The 21,368-nt window shown below is 45.9% G+C and carries 16 protein-coding genes; 9 read left to right on the forward strand and 7 right to left on the reverse strand.

All coding sequences use genetic code 11. The features are described from left to right. Positions 1-4 precede the first annotated feature (4 nt). From L3V27_RS07360 to L3V27_RS07375, 4 genes are all read left to right on the forward strand, one after another. A complete protein-coding gene (locus L3V27_RS07360) occupies positions 5-1,918 on the forward strand; it encodes an EAL domain-containing protein (RefSeq protein ID WP_031780239.1) in 1,914 nt (637 codons plus the stop codon). A 15-nt stretch (positions 1,919-1,933) separates the two neighbouring features. Beyond that, on the forward strand, positions 1,934-4,048 hold the full coding sequence (locus tag L3V27_RS07365; protein WP_006740888.1) for a type I secretion system permease/ATPase: 2,115 nt from the start codon (positions 1,934-1,936) through the stop codon (positions 4,046-4,048). A gap of 509 nt (positions 4,049-4,557) precedes the next feature. Continuing rightward, positions 4,558-5,151: a mechanosensitive ion channel family protein gene (locus L3V27_RS07370; RefSeq protein WP_237311463.1), complete on the forward strand. Its 594-nt coding sequence runs from the start codon at positions 4,558-4,560 to the stop codon at positions 5,149-5,151. A gap of 871 nt (positions 5,152-6,022) precedes the next feature. Then, entirely contained in the window at positions 6,023-6,607 is a 585-nt protein-coding gene (locus L3V27_RS07375) for a flavodoxin family protein (protein WP_017821885.1), read from the forward strand. Between the two features lie 63 nt (positions 6,608-6,670). Here the strand turns inward: L3V27_RS07375 and L3V27_RS07380 are convergent, their stop codons facing one another. Beyond that, positions 6,671-8,296 carry an ABC transporter substrate-binding protein gene (locus L3V27_RS07380; protein ID WP_237311466.1) on the reverse strand — a complete coding sequence of 542 codons (1,626 nt, stop codon included), beginning with the start codon at positions 8,294-8,296 and terminating at the stop codon, positions 6,671-6,673. A 141-nt stretch (positions 8,297-8,437) separates the two neighbouring features. On the opposite strand from L3V27_RS07380, the gene mpaA reads away from it, so the two are divergent. Next, on the forward strand, positions 8,438-9,148 hold the full coding sequence (gene mpaA, locus L3V27_RS07385) for a murein tripeptide amidase MpaA (RefSeq protein ID WP_237311467.1): 711 nt from the start codon (positions 8,438-8,440) through the stop codon (positions 9,146-9,148). 19 nt (positions 9,149-9,167) lie between these two features. Here the strand turns inward: mpaA and L3V27_RS07390 are convergent, their stop codons facing one another. Next, the gene (locus L3V27_RS07390) at positions 9,168-10,019 is read right to left on the reverse strand and encodes an SIS domain-containing protein (protein WP_005392114.1); all 852 of its coding nucleotides are present in this window, start codon (positions 10,017-10,019) and stop codon (positions 9,168-9,170) included. A gap of 242 nt (positions 10,020-10,261) precedes the next feature. On the opposite strand from L3V27_RS07390, the gene murQ reads away from it, so the two are divergent. From murQ to L3V27_RS07405, 3 genes are all read left to right on the forward strand, one after another. Beyond that, positions 10,262-11,164, forward strand: a complete 903-nt coding sequence (gene murQ, locus L3V27_RS07395; protein ID WP_069486009.1) for an N-acetylmuramic acid 6-phosphate etherase — start codon at positions 10,262-10,264, stop codon at positions 11,162-11,164. A gap of 28 nt (positions 11,165-11,192) precedes the next feature. Further along, positions 11,193-12,647 (forward strand): PTS N-acetylmuramic acid transporter subunit IIBC, encoded by a 1,455-nt coding sequence (murP, locus tag L3V27_RS07400; RefSeq protein ID WP_237311469.1) that lies wholly within the window; start codon positions 11,193-11,195, stop codon positions 12,645-12,647. A 148-nt stretch (positions 12,648-12,795) separates the two neighbouring features. After that, on the forward strand, positions 12,796-13,851 hold the full coding sequence (locus L3V27_RS07405; RefSeq protein ID WP_237311470.1) for a porin: 1,056 nt from the start codon (positions 12,796-12,798) through the stop codon (positions 13,849-13,851). A gap of 89 nt (positions 13,852-13,940) precedes the next feature. Here the strand turns inward: L3V27_RS07405 and L3V27_RS07410 are convergent, their stop codons facing one another. Further along, a complete protein-coding gene (locus L3V27_RS07410) occupies positions 13,941-14,606 on the reverse strand; it encodes a peptidase E (RefSeq protein ID WP_069528059.1) in 666 nt (221 codons plus the stop codon). Between the two features lie 37 nt (positions 14,607-14,643). After that, positions 14,644-15,555 carry a LysR family transcriptional regulator gene (locus L3V27_RS07415; protein ID WP_237311471.1) on the reverse strand — a complete coding sequence of 304 codons (912 nt, stop codon included), beginning with the start codon at positions 15,553-15,555 and terminating at the stop codon, positions 14,644-14,646. 88 nt (positions 15,556-15,643) lie between these two features. Here L3V27_RS07415 and catC point away from each other — a divergent pair, with 88 nt between their 5' ends. After that, positions 15,644-16,303 carry a CatB-related O-acetyltransferase gene (gene catC / locus L3V27_RS07420; protein WP_237311472.1) on the forward strand — a complete coding sequence of 220 codons (660 nt, stop codon included), beginning with the start codon at positions 15,644-15,646 and terminating at the stop codon, positions 16,301-16,303. Between the two features lie 56 nt (positions 16,304-16,359). On the opposite strand, the gene L3V27_RS07425 is transcribed toward catC, so the two are convergent. The 3 genes from L3V27_RS07425 to L3V27_RS07435 all read right to left on the reverse strand — a co-directional run bounded on the left by L3V27_RS07425 (position 16,360) and on the right by L3V27_RS07435 (position 21,365). After that, on the reverse strand, positions 16,360-18,039 hold the full coding sequence (locus L3V27_RS07425) for a FapA family protein (protein ID WP_237311473.1): 1,680 nt from the start codon (positions 18,037-18,039) through the stop codon (positions 16,360-16,362). 218 nt (positions 18,040-18,257) lie between these two features. Then, positions 18,258-20,285: a GNAT family N-acetyltransferase gene (locus L3V27_RS07430; protein WP_237311474.1), complete on the reverse strand. Its 2,028-nt coding sequence runs from the start codon at positions 20,283-20,285 to the stop codon at positions 18,258-18,260. A gap of 105 nt (positions 20,286-20,390) precedes the next feature. Further along, positions 20,391-21,365: a ParB/RepB/Spo0J family partition protein gene (locus tag L3V27_RS07435; protein ID WP_237311476.1), complete on the reverse strand. Its 975-nt coding sequence runs from the start codon at positions 21,363-21,365 to the stop codon at positions 20,391-20,393. Positions 21,366-21,368 lie beyond the last annotated feature (3 nt).

Genomic DNA, 21,368 nt, shown 5'->3' on the forward strand with positions numbered 1-21,368 from the left:
AAACATGACCCTATATAAGAAGCTTGTAGTGGGAATGGTTACGGTCTTTATACTCTTGTTGGCATCAGTATTCGTAATCCAATTCAACACGACTCGAGACAGCTTGGAACAACAGCAACGTTCAGAGGTCAACAACACCATTAACACCGTAGGTTTGGCATTGGCTCCTTACCTTAAAGACAAAGATAAAGTCGCGGTAGAATCCGTGATTAATGCTCTGTTTGACGGCAGCACCTACTCGGTTGTTCGCCTGACCGCTTTAGATTCTGACTACCAAATCGTGCGCACTTACCCGGTTAAACCAAGTACGGTGCCACAATGGTTTATCGACATGAATCTATTCAAAGCCATTCACGATAAGCGCGTAGTAACCAGTGGTTGGATGCAACTTGCTGAAGTGGAAATCATTAGCCACCCAGGAGCAGCTTACGAGCAGCTCTGGCAAGGCTTTATTGGTTTGTTATCTGCGTTCAGTGTCATTTTCCTGGCTGGTTTAATTGCGATTTCGTACATCCTCCGTCGCTCACTAAAACCATTAGCGGCCATCGTGAAAAAAATGCATGAAATCGCTAATAACCAATTTGGTGAACCACTTGCTCGTCCAAGAACTAAAGATCTGATCGCGGTGGTAGATGGCATTAACATGATGTCTGCTCAAATTGAGCTGTCATTCAAAGAGCAAGCGAAAGAGGCACAACGACTGCGTGCTCAAGCTTACCTCGACCCTATCTCCAAACTGGGTAATCGCTCGTTCTACATCAACCAAATAGACCAATGGCTTGCAGAGCAAACGCAAGGGGGTATCGCGCTACTCCATGCAGAATACATTGGTGACATTTACGAGACAAAAGACTACCAACGCGCCGATGCCCACGTAAAAGAGCTGTCTCAACGTCTGAAAAACACCATTGATGTGCCGGGAGCTACCATTGCACGCCTATCTAGTGATGAGTTTGGCCTGCTTTTCCCACACATGGATGAAAGCGAACTACGCATTTTGGCGGACAGCATCGTGAACTGCGTTAACGGGTTGAACACTGATCCAACCGGTCTAGCCAAACCAAAAGCAGCCTTAGGTGTTGCGCATAGTAAAGACCAAAAAACGCGCTCTGAAATCTTATCTATGGTGGATAATGCGCTCTCGAAAGCCAAAGCTCAACCAGACAAAGCTTACGGCTTTATCGGCAGTGACACACCTTCTAACTTAATGGGTAAACAGCAGTGGAAAGCGCTGGTTGAAGAAGCGATTCATAGCGATTGGGTTAAATTCCGCTTCCAAGCAGCGAAGAACACTTGGGGTAAAGTGTTCCATAACGAAGTGTTCTCAAGCATCGAAAAAGAGGGCGAAACGTTCCGTGCCAACCAATATTTATTCGCACTAGAGCAGTTAGACGCCACCAATATTTTCGACCAATACGTTATTGAGTCGATGATTAAGATGCTAGAAAGTGGCGAGCTAACCGATCCTGTCGCGATCAATATTGCGCAAAGCAGCTTGTCTCAGCCATCGTTCATTCGCTGGACCACCAGCATGTTAGAAAAACACGCAAAAGTGGCCTCTAAGCTACACTTTGAAATTCCAGAGGAGTGTTTTATTGATCAGCCTCACCACACGGCGCTGTTATGTAATGCCATTCGCCAATCCGGGGCTGAGTTTGGCGTAGATAACTATGGACGTAACTTCCAATCATTGGAGTACATCCAAGAGTTCCGCCCTAACTATGTGAAGCTCGATTACCTATTCACACACAACTTACACGACGAAAAACAGAAATTCACGCTAACGTCGATTTCTCGTACTGCCCATAACCTAGGCATTACGACTATCGCGTCGCGTATTGAAACTCAAATCCAGTTGGACTTCCTCACCGAGCATTTTGTTGAGGTATTCCAAGGATTCATCGTCGACAAGGAATAAAAAGGTTTACCACAGATGAAAGACCCTTTACTGAATTCGCTCATCTACGTTAGCCGTTACTATGGGTTAGCTAACTCGCCAGAAGCGCTGGTCAATGGCCTTCCGCTTTCAGACGGCAAGCTAACTCCATTTTTGCTACCAAGAGCAGCGGAAAGGGCCGGATTGGTTGCCAAGGAAAACCGTGCAGAGCTGGAGAACATCTCCAGCCTGATTCTGCCGGCAATCTTAGTTCTTAAAGGCGGTGACTCATGCGTTCTCAACAGCATTAACGCGGAGACACGCGAAGCCGAAGTCACCACCTTAGAAAGTGGAATGGTGCCAATCTCCATTCCATTAGAAGACCTACTTGAGCAGTACACTGGTCGCTACTTTTTAGTTAAAAAGCAATTCCGTTTCGATGAGCGCTCTCCCGAGGTGCTCAAAACCAACGAAGGTCACTGGTTTTGGTCAACCTTGTGGCAGTCAAAACGTATCTACCGCGATGTTTTAATCGCCTCACTTCTCATCAACCTCTTTGCCGTTGCCGCCCCGCTGTTCACTCGCTTGGTGTACGACAAAGTGGTACCGAATCTCGCGTTTGAAACCTTATGGGTATTGGCAAGCGGCATCTTTGTTGTCTTTCTATTCGATTTCATACTCAAATCGTTGAGAAACTACTTTATTGATGTCGCAGGAAAGAAGTCTGACATTCTGATTTCCTCCAAACTGTTCAGCAAAGTGATGGGCATCCGAATGGAGTCCAAGCCGCCTTCGGTCGGCGCATTCGCTCGCCATCTTCAAGAGTTTGAATCTATTCGAGAATTCTTCACGTCTGCAACCGTCAGTGCCCTAATTGACCTGCCTTTTGCCATTCTGTTCTTGGTGATTATATGGCTAATGGCTGGCGATCTTGTGTATGTTCCAATGGTCGGCGTGGTCATTTTGATTGTTCATTCACTGCTGATTCAAGGACCGCTGCGTCGCTCTATAGAGGAAGGGTCACGCTTAGCATCGCAAAAATACGCCAACTTAATTGAGAGTCTAGCGGGGCTAGAAACCGTAAAAATGCTCAGCGCACAAAGCCAATTCCAATACCGTTGGGAAGAAGCGGTGGCGCACATGGCGAACTGGAACATCAAAAGCCGCCGCATTACCGACAGCATCCAGAATGCGGCAGGCTTCGTGCAGCAAAGTAGTAACGTTGGGATGATCATTCTCGGTGTTTATCTGATTGCAGAGGGCGAGCTCACTATGGGTGGCTTAATCGCCGCAACCATGTTGAGTGGTCGCGCCATAGGGCCTTTGGTTCAGCTGTCTTTGCTCTCAACGCGCTACAACCAGGCGAAGTCTTCTATGACGATTATCAATCAAGTCATGGAAATGCCAGACGAGCAAGAAGAAGGGAAACGCTACATCCATCGCCCAATCATCCAAGGTAAGATTGAAATTGATCGCGTAACGTTTCATTACCCAGACTCTCCTGTCGCGTCTATACGTAACATTTCTCTCACGATAAATCCTGGAGAAAAAGTCGCTATCATCGGTCGGATTGGTTCGGGTAAGACAACGTTAGAGCGCTTGATCATGGGCTTGTATAAGCCAACAGAGGGACACGTACGTATCGATGATACTGATATCGCACAGCTTCACCACGTTGATGTTCGACGTAACATCGGCTGTGTGCCTCAAGATTCGAATCTATTCTTCGGTTCGATTCGCGACAATATTACCTTGGGTCGTCCACTAACGGATGACCGAGACGTGCTTGATGCAGCAAACCGTGCAGGCGTGACCGCATTTACACAATCGGATCCAGCTGGTTTAGAACGTCAAGTAGGTGAAGGTGGTGCGATGCTTTCTGGTGGTCAACGTCAAGCAGTCACGATCGCTCGTGCATTTTTGGGCCGTCCTCCCGTCCTACTCATGGATGAACCGACCAGCGCGATGGATAACCGCTCTGAAATGCATATTAAGCACCAGCTATCTCAGCTCAAACCGAGCGAAACATTGATACTGATTACGCATAAAACGTCGATGCTCGACATCGTTGATCGAGTAATTGTGATGGAGAAAGGCAGCATCATTGCTGATGGTCCTAAAGCGCAAGTGCTGAATGACCTGAAGCAAGGCAAAGTACGTGCGGTTAGCTAACCGAAATTAGCATTTACAAAAGAGAAAGGCCCCGTTTGACTCATGTTTAACGGGGCTTATTTTATTGAGAATCCAAGATAGTTAAGCTCTTCAAGCGCTATCCAAACGAGCACTAGCCCCACAATCACGACCAACATCATAATCGCCTTTTCATCTTCTTCCATTTGATAGATATCCTAGAAAGCCATTTCACTCAACACGTCTTAGGTTATCAGGACAAAAATCATATTCAGCACGTTTATACGCTCCTAGCCTCATACAATACCGGATATGAGATACAGCTCAAACATTAAACACTTTAAAACCGCATCAACTTTGGTTGAATATATGCGGTGAGCGCAAACAGAAGCAAAGCTCTGCACACTATTGATAAAACTCTACAACTCTCCGTAGGCTCTAGGGCGAAGTTCCTAGGTAGAGAGACGAAAATGGAGAGAAAAAATTTGTGATTACTTACATCAGAAAATCAGCTATAACAGCGGTTTTCTTAATATCGTCGAGTTGAAGAAATGAATGATTGGATCCATCTAGATCAAGTGAGCCAGTATTTCACCGCTGGCTCTCTCGGGTACAAAGTCTTAATGGGCATTATTGTCCTGATTGCTTATCGCATTCTGAAGAGAATCGTCAATCGAGCCATTTTAAACTTAGCGACCTCAAAAGGTGTAAAAAAGGCCCGCCTGAGTTTTATTCAGCGTTGTTTTAACGTCGTGCTTTTATTTTTAACCGCGTCTGTTTTTGCCATTATCACCGGGATTGGCTATGGCGATGTGTCATTGTTCCTATCGTCCATTTTCGCCGTATTGGGTGTGGCGTTTATTGCGCAATGGTCAATTCTGAGCAACATCACTGCCAGCTTTTTGATCTTTTTTGTCTTCCCATACCGAGTGGGCGATCGCATTAAAGTCGTAGACAAAGACGAAGACATCAGCGGCGAGATTCAAGAAATCAGTATGTTTCACGTGTTAATTAAGCACGATAACGGTAACTTGATCACTTACCCAAACAACCAGATTTTGCAAAAAGCGGTACTAAAGCTGGCGAAAAACAAGCCAGAGCCAAGTAAAACAAAATCTCGGATTTATACTCGCAGAAAGAAATAACCCACTAAAAAGCCGATGTATCTACATCGGCTTTTTAATATCACTTGGTAGTCACAAATAACCCAAAGTTAATGGAGAACAACAGTGAAGAGACAAAACGTATAAACTGAAAGGTCACCGCTGTATTCTTTCATGATAAACACATGACACATCGCCGAAACCAAAAGCGCCACTTTAACCAAAGTAAGCTTCTTCTTTACGAACCTTAAATAAATACAAAAAATAGAGATGGTGCAAGCAAAGAAAAAATCGTCACTAGTTCCATCTTCCTTAAAATACAAGGACATGGTTTTAGTTAAGCTTATATTTTTAGCTTCATTATGAGCCACCCACTAATATTTAGCGAGATAAGGGCAGAAAAGAGGTAAAAAACAAGACTGACCGAAACAAAAAGTAGTGCATGCACTTTTTCTTCTAAGCTCTCTGGATGAACATTCATATCCACATCAAACCCCCCCCCTATAAAGTGTGCAAATGCCGTGGAAAAGGCTGTAGAAAGGCCTCCTACCATAATGATAATAATCCCTCGCCTTAAGACACGATGAAATGTACTTTTCCCGCCTTGGATCAGGTCTGAGTTTACATATTTTAATCTATTTTTCCGCCTATTAATCATCACTAGTATCGGTACCTTTATCATTGTTTCCAAGAGAGTTTTCTACATCTTTAAGATCTTCCTTTAACGCTTTTATACACGACATTCATCGTCGTTGCATTCACTGTAGTTATGCCGTCGACTTACCCTATAAGAAAGCTCTTTAGATACCAATTCGTACTTTATCTATCTCAAATCTCTTCTTGACCTCAACTTAGCTTGAGGTTTTAGCCTTAGTCGCACGATTAAAAATCAACAATGAAAAAAGGAACCATTGTGTCCAAAATTGCGATTATTTATTTCTCTAAAACCGACGTTACTGGTCAGCTTGCTCGCGCGATTGCCGCAGGCGTTGAACAACAAGGCATTAAGCAGCAAGATGAATGTGAAATCCTCTCTCACCGAATTGAAGGCAGTGAGATTATTGAGGGACGTTTTGTGAACCCTAAACTAATGGATGAACTTGCTGAGTGTGATGCGATTATCTTTGGCTCACCGACCTATATGGGCGGTGTAGCAGCGCAGTTTAAAGCATTTGCAGATGCAAGCAGTGAATCTTGGTATTACCAAAAATGGGCGAGCAAAATCGCGGCTGGCTTTACCAGTGGTGGGGCAATGAATGGCGACCAATCTTGCACATTACAATATCTACAAACGCTCGCTAACCAACACGGCATGATGTGGGTCGGGTTGGATAAGATCAGCAATTCTGGGGAGCAAAACCTGAATCGTTATGGTGTACAAGGTGGTATTGTTGCACAAGGTGGTGAAGGTGGTCAGTTGCATGCTTCTGATGTTGCAACAGCAGAGTATCTTGGCAAACGAGTCGCTATGCTCGTGAACAAGCTCTCCACTCGCTAACAATAAAAAGAAGCCCCGTAAGATACATCTTCGGGGCTTCATATTTATCGCTTGTTTTGAGCGCTACTTCTTGATGTAGAGGTCTTTCGAGTAGATACGACCTTCTACGTTGTTCTTGGCAAAACCGCCAACCGTAGGACGAACCAAACGCGCTTGCATGTAGTAGTAAATCGGTGCGATAGGCATATCTGTCGCCAGCAACTGTTCAGCTTGGTCGTAAAATCCTTGGCGCGCTTTCTCATTGGTTGCAGCCAATGCACTGTTCATCGCGTTGTCATACGCTTCACTGCTGTAACGTGCAAAGTTACCCGAAGAACCTGAGCGAAGTAGGCTCAGGAAAGTAGACGCTTCATTGTAATCACCACACCAGGAAGCGCGCATCACATCGAAATTGCCTTGTTTACGCGCCACTAAGTACGACTTCCACTCTTGGTTTTCTAACTCCACGTTTGCACCGAGATTTTTTTGTAGCATCGACGCTATCGCAACCGCGATCGATTTGTTTGCCTCACTGGTGTTGTACAGCAATTTAAAATCGAGCGGCTTGTCTTGGCTGTAACCCGCTTCTTTTAACAACTGACGCGCTTTCTCGTCACGTTGTTGCTGACTCCACTTACTATACTCAGGGGGCGTCGCATCAAAACCGGCAGTGTACTGATGCGCAAAGGTATACGCAGGAAGGTTGCCCACTTGCGTGACACCATTCGTAATCACATCACGCATGATGGAGTACGACACCGCTTGACGCACTCGCGCATCATCAAATGGCGGACGAGTGGTATTGAACGCGTAGTAATACGTGCACAGTAATGGCACCACCGTGTAAGCCTGCTTGTAATCTTGTTTAAGCTTCTGCGCCATATGAGTCGGCACATCTGACGTGATATCCAGCTCTCCTGCCGCATAACGATTGATTGACGCGTTTTGGTTTTCAAACGGAATGTAAGTCACTTTGTTTAAATGCGTATCTGCGCTGTCCCAGTAATTTGGACTCTTAACCAGTTCAATGCGCTCATTCACGACCCACTTATCCAACGTGAATGCACCATTGCCAACAAATTGGTCTGGATCGCTCCACGGCTTGTCGCGGTTTTCCACTGTCGCTTGATGCACTGGCATCATGGACGTGTGCCCGGTCATGGCAACAAAGTACGGAACTTGACTGTCCAACTCAAAACGTAGGGTGTATTTATCCACCGCCTTGATACCGAGATCGTCCAAAGGCTTTTTGCCCTCTGCCACATCGGCGATGTTTTTGATCTTGGTGAGTTTGAGATACCAAACATTTGGAGAAGCGGTTTTCGGGTCCACCGCTCGGCGCAGTGAATAGACAAAATCATCCGCCGTCACAGGCTCGCCATTCGACCATTTCGCATCTTTGCGTAGGTGAAAAACAAAGGTTAGGTTGTCCTTGGTTTCCCACGATTCCGCCACACCGGGAATGATGTTTCCGTCACGATCTTGAATCACCAGCCCTTCAAATAAGTCACGAATCACGTGCATTTCTGGCAGACCTTCGGCTTTTGCCGGATCAAGCGTTGCTGCCTCTGCGTCATTCGCACGCACCAAATGTTGCTCTGCGGCGAGTTGAACGCCGTTAGGTAAGGTCTCCGCAACGACAGATGCAGAAAGAAAAGGGGTGAATAAAGAGGAAATCAGCAACGCCGTTGAATGTTTTATAAAATCCATATCGTTTTTCGTTCTCCTAACGCGTCTTGTGAAGCAAGCGCCACAATTAACATTTCAACCGTTGACGAGTTTAAACGGTTCGGTTTAGCTAGGTTTAATTAGCTTAGATATTGATATTACTTCATCAATCAGGAGATTACGGTGAGTCTAATTCCAAGAACGGAAAGAGCGACATTTTTAATTCGGCCAACAACATACGGTCATTCCGTGCTTGGTGCGCCATTACTGTATTTTCCGGCGCAAGTCGAAAGTGCTTCGCGAGGTTTGATTTTGGCAGGCACTCACGGGGATGAGACAGCCTCGATTGCAGGTTTGTCCTGTGCGCTAAGAAGCTTGCCAGCTAAAAACTTACGACATGATGTGATTCTGTCACTGAATCCGGACGGCAACCAGCTAGGCACACGCGCAAATGCAAACCAAGTGGACCTCAATCGCGCGTTTCCAACCCAAAATTGGACTGAGCATGGCACAGTGTATCGATGGAGTTCTCACACACCCGTTCGAGACGTAAAAGTGAAAACTGGCACTAAAAACCAGCTAGAGCCAGAAGTTAGCGCATTAATTAACTTGATTGAACTGCGCAAGCCAAAGTTTGTGGTGTCGTTTCATGAACCGCTTGCGTTTGTAGATGATCCCAAACATTCCAACCTTGCCAAATGGCTCGGCGAGCAGTTTCAACTGCCAATCGTTGACGATGTCGACTACGAAACACCCGGCTCATTCGGCACTTGGTGTAGTGAACGTGATTTACCTTGCATCACGTTGGAGTTACCGGCAATTTCTGCCGATCTCACCATTGAAAAGCATCTCCCCGCCTTTATTGCTTTACTGATGCACGATCCGGATCTTTAGTTCGCTGTTGGTTAAGCGATCATGTGAGGATCTGTTTGATGTCGGTACTGATATCGCTGATCAACTGACGGGCACTGTCGTCTCTTTGCTGAACCAAGATGATAAACAGCAAATCGGTGATCACGTTTTGCGCGGTGCGTGAAGCAATGGATGAGCTGCGATGTTCCGTTTCATTGGCAATCGTATCAAACGTAATATCGGCAATACCGCGCAAGCGGCTTCTCCCAGGAGCAGATAACGCAATCACCTTCGCGCCCTGCTCTTTTGCCGCTTCTGCCGCGACGAGAATTTCTTTGCGCTCACCCGAAAACGAGATTGCGATCTGAACATCTTCTGGAGAGAGCGTGCGGGCAACAGCAATCTGCACGTGGCTGTCTTGTTCAGAAAGCGCCGTAATACCAAGTTTAAGCAGTTTAAAGCTTAAATCCTTCGCGGTCAGTGCAGAGCCCCCAATCCCGACCACTTGCACTCGACGCGCTTCACTCAACCATTTCACCGCTTGGTGACACGCTTCATAAGACAGCGCATTGGTGGTTTGAAACATAGCATCTGTTTTTGCTTTCACCAGCTTTTGTGAAATAACCGCGATGGGATCATCTGCCAAAATATCACTGTGCAACGGTGTCGACTGCATCGCATGCTTACGGCCAATCTCTTCATTCAGAGCTAACTTAAACTCGCTGTAGCCTTTAAAGCCAATACGCTGAGTAAATTTCACAATGCTCGATTGACTCACTTTTACTTGCGCCGCAAGTTCTTGGCTAGTGAGCAGCGCCGCCTTTTCTGCGTTTTCAACAATCCAATCGCCGACCAAACGACCACTTTGCGAAAGCTGAGTACGCCTCGCGACTATCTTATTGACAACTGACACAACAAAAACCTCAAAAAATTTAAATAAATTATTCCAAATCAGAAATAATAGGCGTTTGATTTAACCCCCTGATTATTCTAACCAAGCCAGTTTATAGCGGATGTAATAGACATATATTTTCTCTCATTATTCCAAATTTCTCCTGCACAAAGAATAACCTCAAGTGTGATTTTTATCACCAAAACAGAATATTTTATTCCATAGAATCGCCCTCAGATTGAACATTACGAAGAGTGTAAAACATGAAAATTGATTTAAGCCGATTGGTGACAGAAAGCCGTAATCCAGCCAGTGCAGAGATTGATACGCTTTCGACCATCGAGATGCTGCAAGTCATTAATGAAGAGGATCAAAAAGTCGCGCTCGCGGTCAAAGCGGTACTACCACAAATTGCAAAGACGGTTGATGCAATTACTCAAGCGTTCGCCAATGGTGGCCGTTTGGTTTACATGGGAGCTGGCACATCAGGCCGCTTAGGAATTCTTGATGCGAGCGAGTGTCCTCCTACCTACGGCACGCATCCAGACATGGTGATTGGCTTAATTGCTGGTGGACACCAAGCGATTTTGAAAGCGGTAGAAAACGCCGAAGACGACGCGCAAATGGGTCAAGACGACTTAAAAGCGCTTCACCTCACCAGCCATGACGTGGTTGTAGGCATTGCAGCGAGTGGCCGTACACCCTATGTACTAGGTGGTTTGGAGTACGCTAAATCCATCGGAGCTACGACCGCATCTATCGCCTGTAATCCAGAATGTGCCATGGCAAAAGCGGCCGACATCGCGATTCTGCCGATTGTTGGCGCAGAGGTCGTTACTGGATCTTCTCGCATGAAAGCCGGCACCGCACAAAAACTGGTGTTAAACATGCTCACGACAGGCGCAATGATTCGTAGCGGTAAGGTATTTGGTAACTTAATGGTGGATGTAGAGGCCACCAACGCCAAGCTCATCCAACGCCAAACCAACATTGTTGTAGAAGCAACTGGCGCATCAAAAGAAGAAGCAGAGCGAGCATTAAATGCCTGCGATCGCCACTGTAAAACCGCCATCTTAATGATTTTGGCCAATTTGGATGCCGAACAAGCCAAATCACGCCTCGCCGCGCACAACGGTTTTATTCGCGCAGCACTAAATAATAACTAAATAATCCGAGTCCTGAAGGATAGACCCTATGGCAAAAATAACTTCAAACACAGTATCGCAGTTGCTGTCCGCAGTGGGTGGCAGCAGCAACGTAAGCAAATGTGGTAACTGTATGACGCGTTTGCGTTTATCGCTCGCCAACAATGGCTTGGCTGATCAGTCAGTTATCAAGCAAATTCCCGGCGTAATGGGTGTGGTGGAAAGCGATGAGCAATTTCAGATCATTCTCGGTCCCGGAAAAGCTCAACAAGCGGCAGAGATGATGAATCAATTGATCGACAGCTTAACTTCTGGTTACAGTGAAGAACCAGATGCGCCGCAACAAGATCTATCTGCCGTCGCGGCCGAGCAGAAAAAGCAGATGAAGAGCAAACAAACCAGTGCGGTTCAGCGTTTTTTAAGCAAGTTTGCCACCATCTTTACGCCGTTGATCCCTGGCTTTATTGCCGCTGGTTTGTTGCTTGGTTTTGCGACGTTATTGGAACAGATGTTTGTTCTCGACCAGACACCAAGCCAGTTTATGTTGGATTTGATCGCCTACATGAAAGTCTTTGGTAAGGGTCTGTTTGCTTTCTTAAGTATTCTGATTGGTTACAACGCGCAGCAAGCGTTTGGCGGCTCTGGTGTTAATGGTGCAATTCTCGCCTCTTTGTTTGTACTGGGTTACAACCCAGAGGCTACATCCGGCATTTACTCTGGCATGAACGAGTTTTTCGGCTTTGCGATTGATCCGCGCGGCAACATTATCGGCGTACTTTTGGCGGCGATCATCGGTGCGCAAGTCGAGCGTAAGGTTCGTCAATACATGCCAGATGATCTGGACATGATCTTAACGTCCGTTATCACTCTGTTGATCATGGGTGCGGTAACCTTCTTGATCATCATGCCAATCGGCGGCGAGCTGTTTAAAGGGATGTCTTGGTTGTTCCTCAACTTGAACGATAACCCATTAGGTGCTGCAATCTTGGCAGGTTTGTTCTTAATTTCTGTGGTATTTGGAATCCACCAGGGTTTCGTTCCTGTGTACTTCGCATTGATGGAAGCACAGGGTTTTAACTCGCTGTTTCCTATCCTGGCGATGGCTGGTGGCGGTCAGGTTGGCGCGTCAATGGCGCTGTATTTCAAAGCCAAAAAAGACGCTCTACTGCGCACTCAAGTTAAAGGCGCTATTATTCCTGGCCTTCTAGGTATTGGCGAACCATTGATTTACGGCGTGACATTACCACGCGTAAAACCATTCGTTACCGCTTGTATTGGTGGTGCTGCGGGCGGCTTCTTTATCGGCTTAGTTTCTTACCTTGGCTTGCCAGTTGGTCTTAATACGGTGTTTGGCCCGTCCGGTATCGTGGCGATTCCTCTCATGACATCAGAAAATGGCATCTTCCCGGGCATGATGGTGTTTGTTGCTGGCCTGCTTATCTCTTACATCGTTGGCTTCCTCGCGACTTACTTCTTTGGCTGCAAAGACGTCGATTTAAGCTAAATCATTCTTCCCCTATAGGAATGGACTAGCTCGCGCCCTTGGCAAACAAGGGCGCACCCTCTCTCTACTTCACGACAATTTTTCTTATTCCGTTACTCGGAAGGGGCTTTGTCGTACCTAAAACAATAGAAATGAAAGGTCGTTAATCATGAAAAAGCACATTTTGACTCTACTTATCCCAACATTGATGGCATCAAACGCAATGGCAGCGCAGCTGTATCAAGCGGAAGATGGGTCAGTTTTAAATATTTACTCTCGTCTTGGTTTCAATGTCACCAGTAAAAATGATGAGCACGGCGATGCAAATGGCGAGTTTGATGGCCGTATTGGTTTAAACGGTTCACAAACCATCAACGAGTACGCGTCGATCATCGGCCAAGCGCAATACCAAGTGGGTGCCGCTGAATACGCAAACCAAGTAAACGACAAACCGTCTCTGACCGCACGTTATGTATGGGCGGGGATTGATGCGAAAGATTATGGTCGCATTACTGGTGGTCGCGTGGCATCTGGATTGATTATGTTTACCGACATTGGTGATGTGTTCGCCTCTTCCGATGTTTCTATGGCGCGCCAAGCGAATAAAGTCGACAAAACCGCGACGCAAGTTTTCCGTCAAGATGGCACGCTGCAATACCAAAACAGCCTAGGTAATTTCGATTTTTCTGTCGCGTACATTTTAGGAAACAACACTTCTGAACTCGACTACGGTTACAACACTGCACTGCGTTATACGCTAGACATGGGGAATTTGGGTACCTTGGCACCAGTGGTGGCGATGCAGAAAAATAAAGGTGATGCACGTGAAAGCAACGACACCGATTACACATTCTGGGGCGCAGGTACGCGTTACTACCTAGGTGATTTGATGTTGGGTGCGTTGTACTCGGAAGATGAACTAGAGGGCTATTACTCACAAACCAGTACCGACAAAGTGATGGAACTGACGGCGGTTTACAGTGTAAATGACAAATGGGCACTGCGTGCTGGTTATCGTTCTTTAGAAAACAGTGATGGTGACGAGCTAGAGCTGAAAGATACAACGCTAGAAGTGCAATACAAACTGACGCCTCGTTCTTCTATCTACACAAACTACGTTGATCGTAACGGCTCGCGTGGCTACAGCAATGGACAAGAAGTCTCGTTTGGCGGTGCGCACGCAGACGAAAGCTACTACCACTTAGGTCTGCGTTACGAGCTGTAAGCACGATACTTAATGTAAGTTAGCTGAATCCATGAGCTTCTTCTGTGTCCGGTCAGTAGTTATTGCCTTTAATGCTGATTTGAAGAAGCTCACCCTCGTAATATGTTTTCTTCGTTACCTGTTTTGACCAACACGCCAGCATCAGGAAAGCTGGTGACAGTAGCTAACAATTTTCCATCGACAAAGTGCAATGCCGCATAATCGTGAATACCATAACAAGTGATGCTCGGTTGAGCACGAGCAAAGGCTTGGAAAACCTCAAACTTTTCACCAACATGGGAAAAATGCGCCGCAGCCAAACCGTCAATTAATCCAAGACAACGCATAACTTGGTATGCTTCGGGATCACTGTCTGTCACCGCAAACTCAAACCAACAAATTGCACCAGCGCTCATGCCACAAATGATGATGCCTTGTTCATAACACTGCTTGAGTATTCTATCGATTCCCCATTCGCGCCAAATGGCCAACATCGAACGCGTATTACCGCCACCGACGTAAATGATGTCTTGTTCAAATAGCGTTTCTTTCCAACCAGCATCAAACTTAAACAGCGGAAAATGGGTTACGTTTTCACTAAGCTTCGCATTGTAAAAACGTTCAATAACTTCATCGGCGTCTCCCGTGGCTGTCGGTAGAAAACAAATGTTTGGATTCTCCTTACCAGACAAAGACAAAATGTATTGATCGAGCGGGCTCGGGTTCTCTCCCATCATCCAGCCACCACCACCAATCGCAATACAGTGTTTTCGCATTCCTTTGCTTCCTCAATTGTTGCTAAGTTTGTTGTCGCTATTCGCCGACAGAATATATGTTCCTAAAGTGATCAATGAACGCCCGCGTTCTTCTTGGTAAGTGCTCACGTTTTGGGTAAAGCAGATAAAGCGGCAAAATCGCATCCGTCTGCCATTCTGGTAGTAAGATCACGAGTTGTTCTTTTTGTGCAGATTCGAGTTTAGCCAGTGCAAATTCATCTAACATGGCTACACCACAGCCAGCCAAAGTAGCATCCAACATGGACTGGACAAGATTAAAACTCAGCGTACTTTCTAACTCAATGCTGCACTGCTGTTGAGTTTGCTTATGCGTAAACGTCCACTTATCTAACACCAAGTCGCGACTTTTATAAAGGATGTGCTCTAAGTCACCAAGATTCTCTGGCGTACTTACATTTGGTTTATCCGCTAAATACGAGCGATGAGCGATCGGTTTACAGTGTAAAGTGCGTAGCTGATGGCCGACGTATCCCTCTGGAGGAGTATCGGTAAAGTAGAATGCGATATCAAACCCAGCCTCAATCAAGTCGAGAGGTGTCTCTGTGAAGATCACTTCGACGCTCACTTGTGGATGTTGCAATCGAAACTCGATCAATGTTTGGCTGAGTAACGCGGCTCCGAAAGAAGCAGACGCCGCTATTCTCAATTTTCCCGATACGATCTCGTTTGCCGTGACTTGCTCATTGATCTGCTCAGCGCCTTCGAGCAATTGCTTTACCTGCTGATAAAACCGCAAACCATCGTAGGTCAAATTAAACTGGCGCGTAGTTCGCTGAATAAGCTGCACCGACAATATGTCTTCAAGCTGTTTAAGTTGCCGACTTACATGCGCATTCGAACAATTCAGGCGCTTTGCTGCGCCAGCAATACTTCGCTCCTCGCACAAAGCGACGTAAAGTGGTACGTAGCTGAGCCATTTTATTTCCATACAGTAATTCTGAATCTCTAAAATCAAACTACTGGAAATAATAGAAAGCCTCTAAACTCTGTACAACCTAAATTTGAAAGGATGAGTTATGAGTGTTTTCGACACGTGGTTAAAAGGTCAAGTCATTAAAGATCACATCACTAATCCCAATATCATCGTTGGCGATTACAGCTATTACTCGGGCTTCTATCATCAAAAAAGCTTCGAAGAGCAAGCAGTACGCTACTTGTTGGGTGACCCCGTCACACTTCAAGAATGGCAAAGTAGAGAACCCGATAGCATCGACAAATTAATCATTGGCAAGTTTTGTTCCATCGCTTCTGGAGCCACCTTCATGATGGCAGGAAATCAAGGTCATCGCATTGACTGGATTTCGACCTTCCCCTTCTCTCCTGAAGAATTTGGAGAAGGCGTGCAAGACGGTTTCGAGCGTGCCGGAGACACGGTGGTGGGGAACGATGTTTGGATTGGCAGCGAGGCGATGATCATGCCCGGAATAAACATCGGCGATGGAGCCGTCATCGGAGCACGCACCGTAGTGACGAAAGACGTCCAACCTTATTCGGTGGTGGTTGGAAACAACCAAGTCGTACGTCAACGATTCTGCGATAAAGAGATTGAAATGCTACTCAATATCCAATGGTGGAACTGGCCAATAGAACACATAAAACAAGCAATGAAAGTAATGTGTAGCAGCCAAGTCGGTGCGCTTGCGGACTACTATCAAGAGCACATTGTCGATTTGTAGATAAACAAAAGCCCACACATCTTGTTGCGACGTGTGGGCTCCGTGAGTAAGAAAGCTTAAACCGCAGCTACGTCCTCTTCTTCCAAGTTCGCCGAGACTTTAATTTCGTATTGATTAAAACGGAACGAACAACCGCCATGAGTACGCTTTGTCGTTACTTGCTCGTCGCCAAACTGCACCGTCACGCGAGTGAAGACACGCTCTTTGGCTTCGACAATATTTTCTTCTAACGCGACTTCAAAGTCGTGTTCCGTTTGTTCTAGCTTTTGCTTTATCGCTTCAAGCTGCTCGTTGTTTTGTGTTTTCATCACATCAATCTGAGCTTGTTCTTCGTCGGTACGTTCGGCTTTAGGACGTTTCTTAAATTCGAGCTCTTTACGAATCACATCCATCGTTCCTTCTTGAGCGCGTTTGTATTGATCTTTAAGCTCTGCTAATCGCTCCTTAAATGCAGAATAGCGCGCGAACGCTTCTACCTTAGTGGCGGTGTCGCCTTCTACGCCCAATTGTAAGCACACCACTTTGTCACCGACTTTTGCATCTCCGCCGCTGAGCGTACCGTTCCTACCGTTCGCATCCAGCACCGTCAGATTGCGCCCACAAACAATATCGTTATTCATGCTGTGCACCGCCAACTCAATATCTTCGCCGGCTTGCAAATCACAATATTGGGCGTAGCTGGCACGAACCGAACCTTTGGCTTTGACGTGACAACTCTTTGGCTGGCCATCACTCACGGTGTGGCCAATGATCCCTTTACCAACTTGAATGTCGTCTTGCGCTTGTACGTCAGCCGATTCAATGAAGCCGCCTACAGTAATAGAGCCCGTCGCTTTAACAATCATTCCAGATTCAATGTTGCCACCGATAATCACATTCCCTTTAAATTTCACGTGACCTGTATTCACGCCAACGCTATTGAGACAGAGTGCGTTATCAACTTCAATGGTTTTGTCTTTAATTAGAGGCGTACCGGATACCGATGCAATCAATAGGTTTGGGTCGTGCTTGCTTATCTCGGTGCCCTTGCCTGGCTTCATTGGGCTGTCTTTTCCAGCTTGTGGAGGAATCACTCGCCCTTGAACAGTAAAACCTGGCGTACCTTTGGTCGCAGGCGTGCGGCGCATCACCTCATCGCCTACGTCAACCGCGATAGTTTCACCGAGGTTACGTAAATCAATTTTGTCGCTAGCAGATTGGCCGTCTTTGGGTTTGAGGATGCGTTTGGTGATGTCTTTAACGAGAGGAGTAAAAAGAGCGTCTTTGCCTTTGATAGGTTGCTTACCAACCGCTACAGGTTGAGAAAAAGTTTCGCCTGGTTTGAGCTGAGTGCTGACAACCAACACTTTCTTCAAAGCCAGTTTGTTGATGCCTTTCGAAACTCGCGCTTGAGCAAGGGCTTGAACAATCTCGGGGCCACGTAAACCTCGGCCTCCGTACGCGCCGACAACGTTCATACTGGCGAGCATGTCATTATTCGATAATTCAACCTCAACTTGCGCGTTGCGTTTTTCCGCAATGACGATGCCTTCGTAGGCCTCGGCTTTACGTTCTTTGGCGCAGTTAATGAATCTCACGACTTCCCCCTCAACAACAAACATCTTTTCAGCGTTCATTGCGACGAGCTGCTCGTTTAATTCATTTTGATTTAGCTCACCACCGAGGTCCACTTCTCCCGGAAGACGGGCTATCACCTTGGTCTTATCTTCAGATAACTCAAGACACAGCTTCCACATACCCTTACCACTTTGCTTCCCATCAACACTTTCAGTCTACCCAAATCCGTTTTCTGAACAAACCTCGCATTTCTTATTATAGGGCTCACGTCACTAAAGAAAGTAATCCATCAATAACGGTTAAACAGATATTAAGAGAGCATTTCGATTTAACCTAAAGCTCAATCAAAATACACACTGAAATAAAAAGGAGCTGGATTTACAGTGTAAATCTCACCTTATTGTTTACAGTGTAAATCGTTCCAAATGTGCTTTACTTCGTCCCTTAGCTGCTGCTCAACTTGCTTTCTTCCAGGTAGCCCAAATTGCTGAGCACATTCAGTCCAACTACGGTTAAGAAAAAGCTTACTGATCATCAAGTCGGAAGCGGAGTTCAAACCTAAGTTAAGTAACCACTGCTGAAGCCAAGCAGACACGGACTCATAACTGTTACCACCATCAGCATAGCATTCAATTAGTAATAACTTAGCGGGATGAAGTGGACTCATTCCCAAAGGTTGCGGTAATAGAGCTCGAAAAATTGAGGCTTCTAATTTTGGATAGACGTCAGCCACATTGTTAGACAACATTTCTTCAAATAGCGCCTGAGATTCATCGACCCAAGCCGTCTGTTTGGAATCACGAGCTTTGACCATCAAGACTGAATAACAACCGCTAGCAGCATCGCGCATTGATCCTAAGCGAATTGTACGGAAGTTCGATTGTCGCCAAAAATGGACCAATTCTTCAGTCGCACCGAAACTCGTGGATAAGTAAGCAATGTGTTTAGCGGCCATTTGCTCAAGTTTCTGCAGCATTTTTTGACCAATGCCTTTTCCTTGCAATGCTGGATGAACAGCAATTCTCATGACTCGCAGCGTCGATAGATTCGCGACATTCGGAAATCCTAGTTGGTTTGCAATCGTAACTGGGGCTAAGTGTCCTTTAGGACGACGCTTACCAAGCTGAATTTCTTCAACCAATTCAGCGTCAAGCCCCCCCTCTTCGACCGCTAATATTACCCCCACAACCGCATTATCTTGCTTAGCAAAATAGAGCTGACTGTTGTCGTCTTGCAAAAGGTGAATCAAATCATTCGGCGAGGTCTGATAATGAGCATTCACCAAAAGAGCAAAGCACTCGCGCAGCAAACTAGGCTGCGATATCAAATCGTCCTTATCGGCTTTAGAAAGGGAAATTGAGTCGACCTGGTTAAGTTGATGGTGCGTTAACTCCGCATCCAACAAAAACGCGTCATAGAGCCATGATTCGAGCGCATCATTCATGCTCCAGCGGATGGGCTGTGTCATGTGCCATGTTTTCATTCCCGAACGCTGTTTCTGAAGCCAATCAACAAATTTAATCGTAAAGCCCCGGCCACAACCTTCATAACCGTGAATAGTCGTAGAAAAAACGAGTCGATGATAATGTTCGGTAATGCTTTTGAGCATAGGAACTGGAATTGCAGCCGCTTCATCGACAAGTAACAAATCACATTCAGGTCGGCTCGATAGAAGTTCGTCAGGAGCAATAAATTGAATGGCTCCCTGCCCTAATTCTAATCTGTCCTTCTTAATACGCTGTGCGTTAGGGAGTAAACGTAAAGCATGTTGGTAAACAGGCTCAACAGCTTTTATAGATGGTGCCGTAATTAAGATTCTAAGTGGCTTCTGCTGTAATAAGTTCGCACACGCAATGCCGAGGGCACTTGTTTTTCCGCGCCCACGATCAGCGGTCAAAACTAACGGTCGCTTTCGATGTCCAGTTACCACCTTTTCAATTAGAGAAATGGCATGTTCTTGTTCCGTGTAGTGGCTTTCTTTTTCTGCTTGCTTGATGTCTGGAGCCGTTGGCAATGCTTTGTCTTGCTCAATAACAACGAGCTTCTCCCATTGTTTGTGCATCCATTGCTGAGCAAAATTCGTAGGTTGTCGCGACTCAGTAATGACAATAAGAAGACCACCGCCAACCAATGAGCCAAGCGCGGCGGTAAAGCTATTTGCGTCAAAACCATTTCGAGCATCAAACAATAGAACGTCACACTCTCTGCCTAACAACATGTGCCCTTGTTTAGGCGAAACACTGTATGCGTTTTCCAAACCAAAATCGCCGACACAAAACCAACGTTGATACATCTGTGTTTTATGGAACTCTGACACCAATGCATCTTGCCAAGAAGACTCGCCTTGAATGACGATGCCGAATCTTTGGAAAGATTGGTGAGCTTGTTGTTGAAGTGATGAAAGGAAATCAGATTGTGTCTGCATTTTGTCTATCCAACGTTGAACTGACGCAATGGTATCACATCTTTAATTTGACGCTTCTCAGATATAAAAAAACCGCCCGGAGGCGGTTGATTCAATCATCTTTTGTTATTGCATCTTGTTTTGCACAAAGGCAAGAATCTCTTCCATCAAGCTGTCGTCAACTTTCTTCAAGTTCAACGCCAGACTGCTACCTTTTCGGCTGTAGCTTGCTCGACCTTTTACTAAGTCGACTTTTTCGGTCTTCTTGCCAGGTTTTGCTGGTGCAAGCTCAGCAATCCAGTTTTCGATGCTTTCCGTGACTTCTTTTGTCAGACGAGCAACGCCTTGAGCTGTGCTTCGCTGCCATAAAAAGCCTTCGCTAGAGCGACACTTATCTAACAGCTCTTGCTGCTGCTCTGGCGTCAACGTTGAAAACTGTTTGTGCAGTTTCACAATAGTTGGACGACCAAGATCGCCGACATTGGGATACGCTTGAAGCAGTTCTAACGGTAATGCCGCCGCTTTTAAAGCGCCACTTACTAACGCTTCACTGCACTGGAACATTTTCGCCAATGCTTTCTGATCTTCAGCTTCACCACTATCTAGTTTAGCCTGCATCTCTTTACCTTTTTCGTACAAAGAGAGCGGCTTGTGAGCATTTGCCACATCAGACAAAAACTTTGCATGGTCAGTATTGATGTTGTCAGCAACATAAACCAAAAAATCTTGTTCCGCGAGGATACAAGACATGCGACGACGGCTACCATCTAAAACTTCAATCTTGCCATCTTTAGTTCTACGACCCACCGCTGGATATTGTTGGCCACGCTCTTTGAGTGTGACTAAAACATCAGATAAAGCATGCTCGTTTAAGAACGATTGCTCACGAGCGTTATCAACAAACACCGTTGTTTCTGTCGCGACTTTCTCTGCAGGAATACGAACAAGTTCAAACTGAACAATGTTTTCACCTGCGACAGCTAGCTCAATCGTTTGAGCTTTTTCTTTTGCCGCGGTTTGCGCCTCTTGTGGAGTCACAACACGACGTTTATTCGTTTTGCCAAATAATTTCGCGTTTAATTCAGACGTTTTCAAAGCCATTTA

The sequence above is a fragment of the Vibrio sp. J2-3(2022) genome (genome assembly GCF_021725735.1).
Taxonomy (GTDB): domain Bacteria; phylum Pseudomonadota; class Gammaproteobacteria; order Enterobacterales; family Vibrionaceae; genus Vibrio; species Vibrio diabolicus.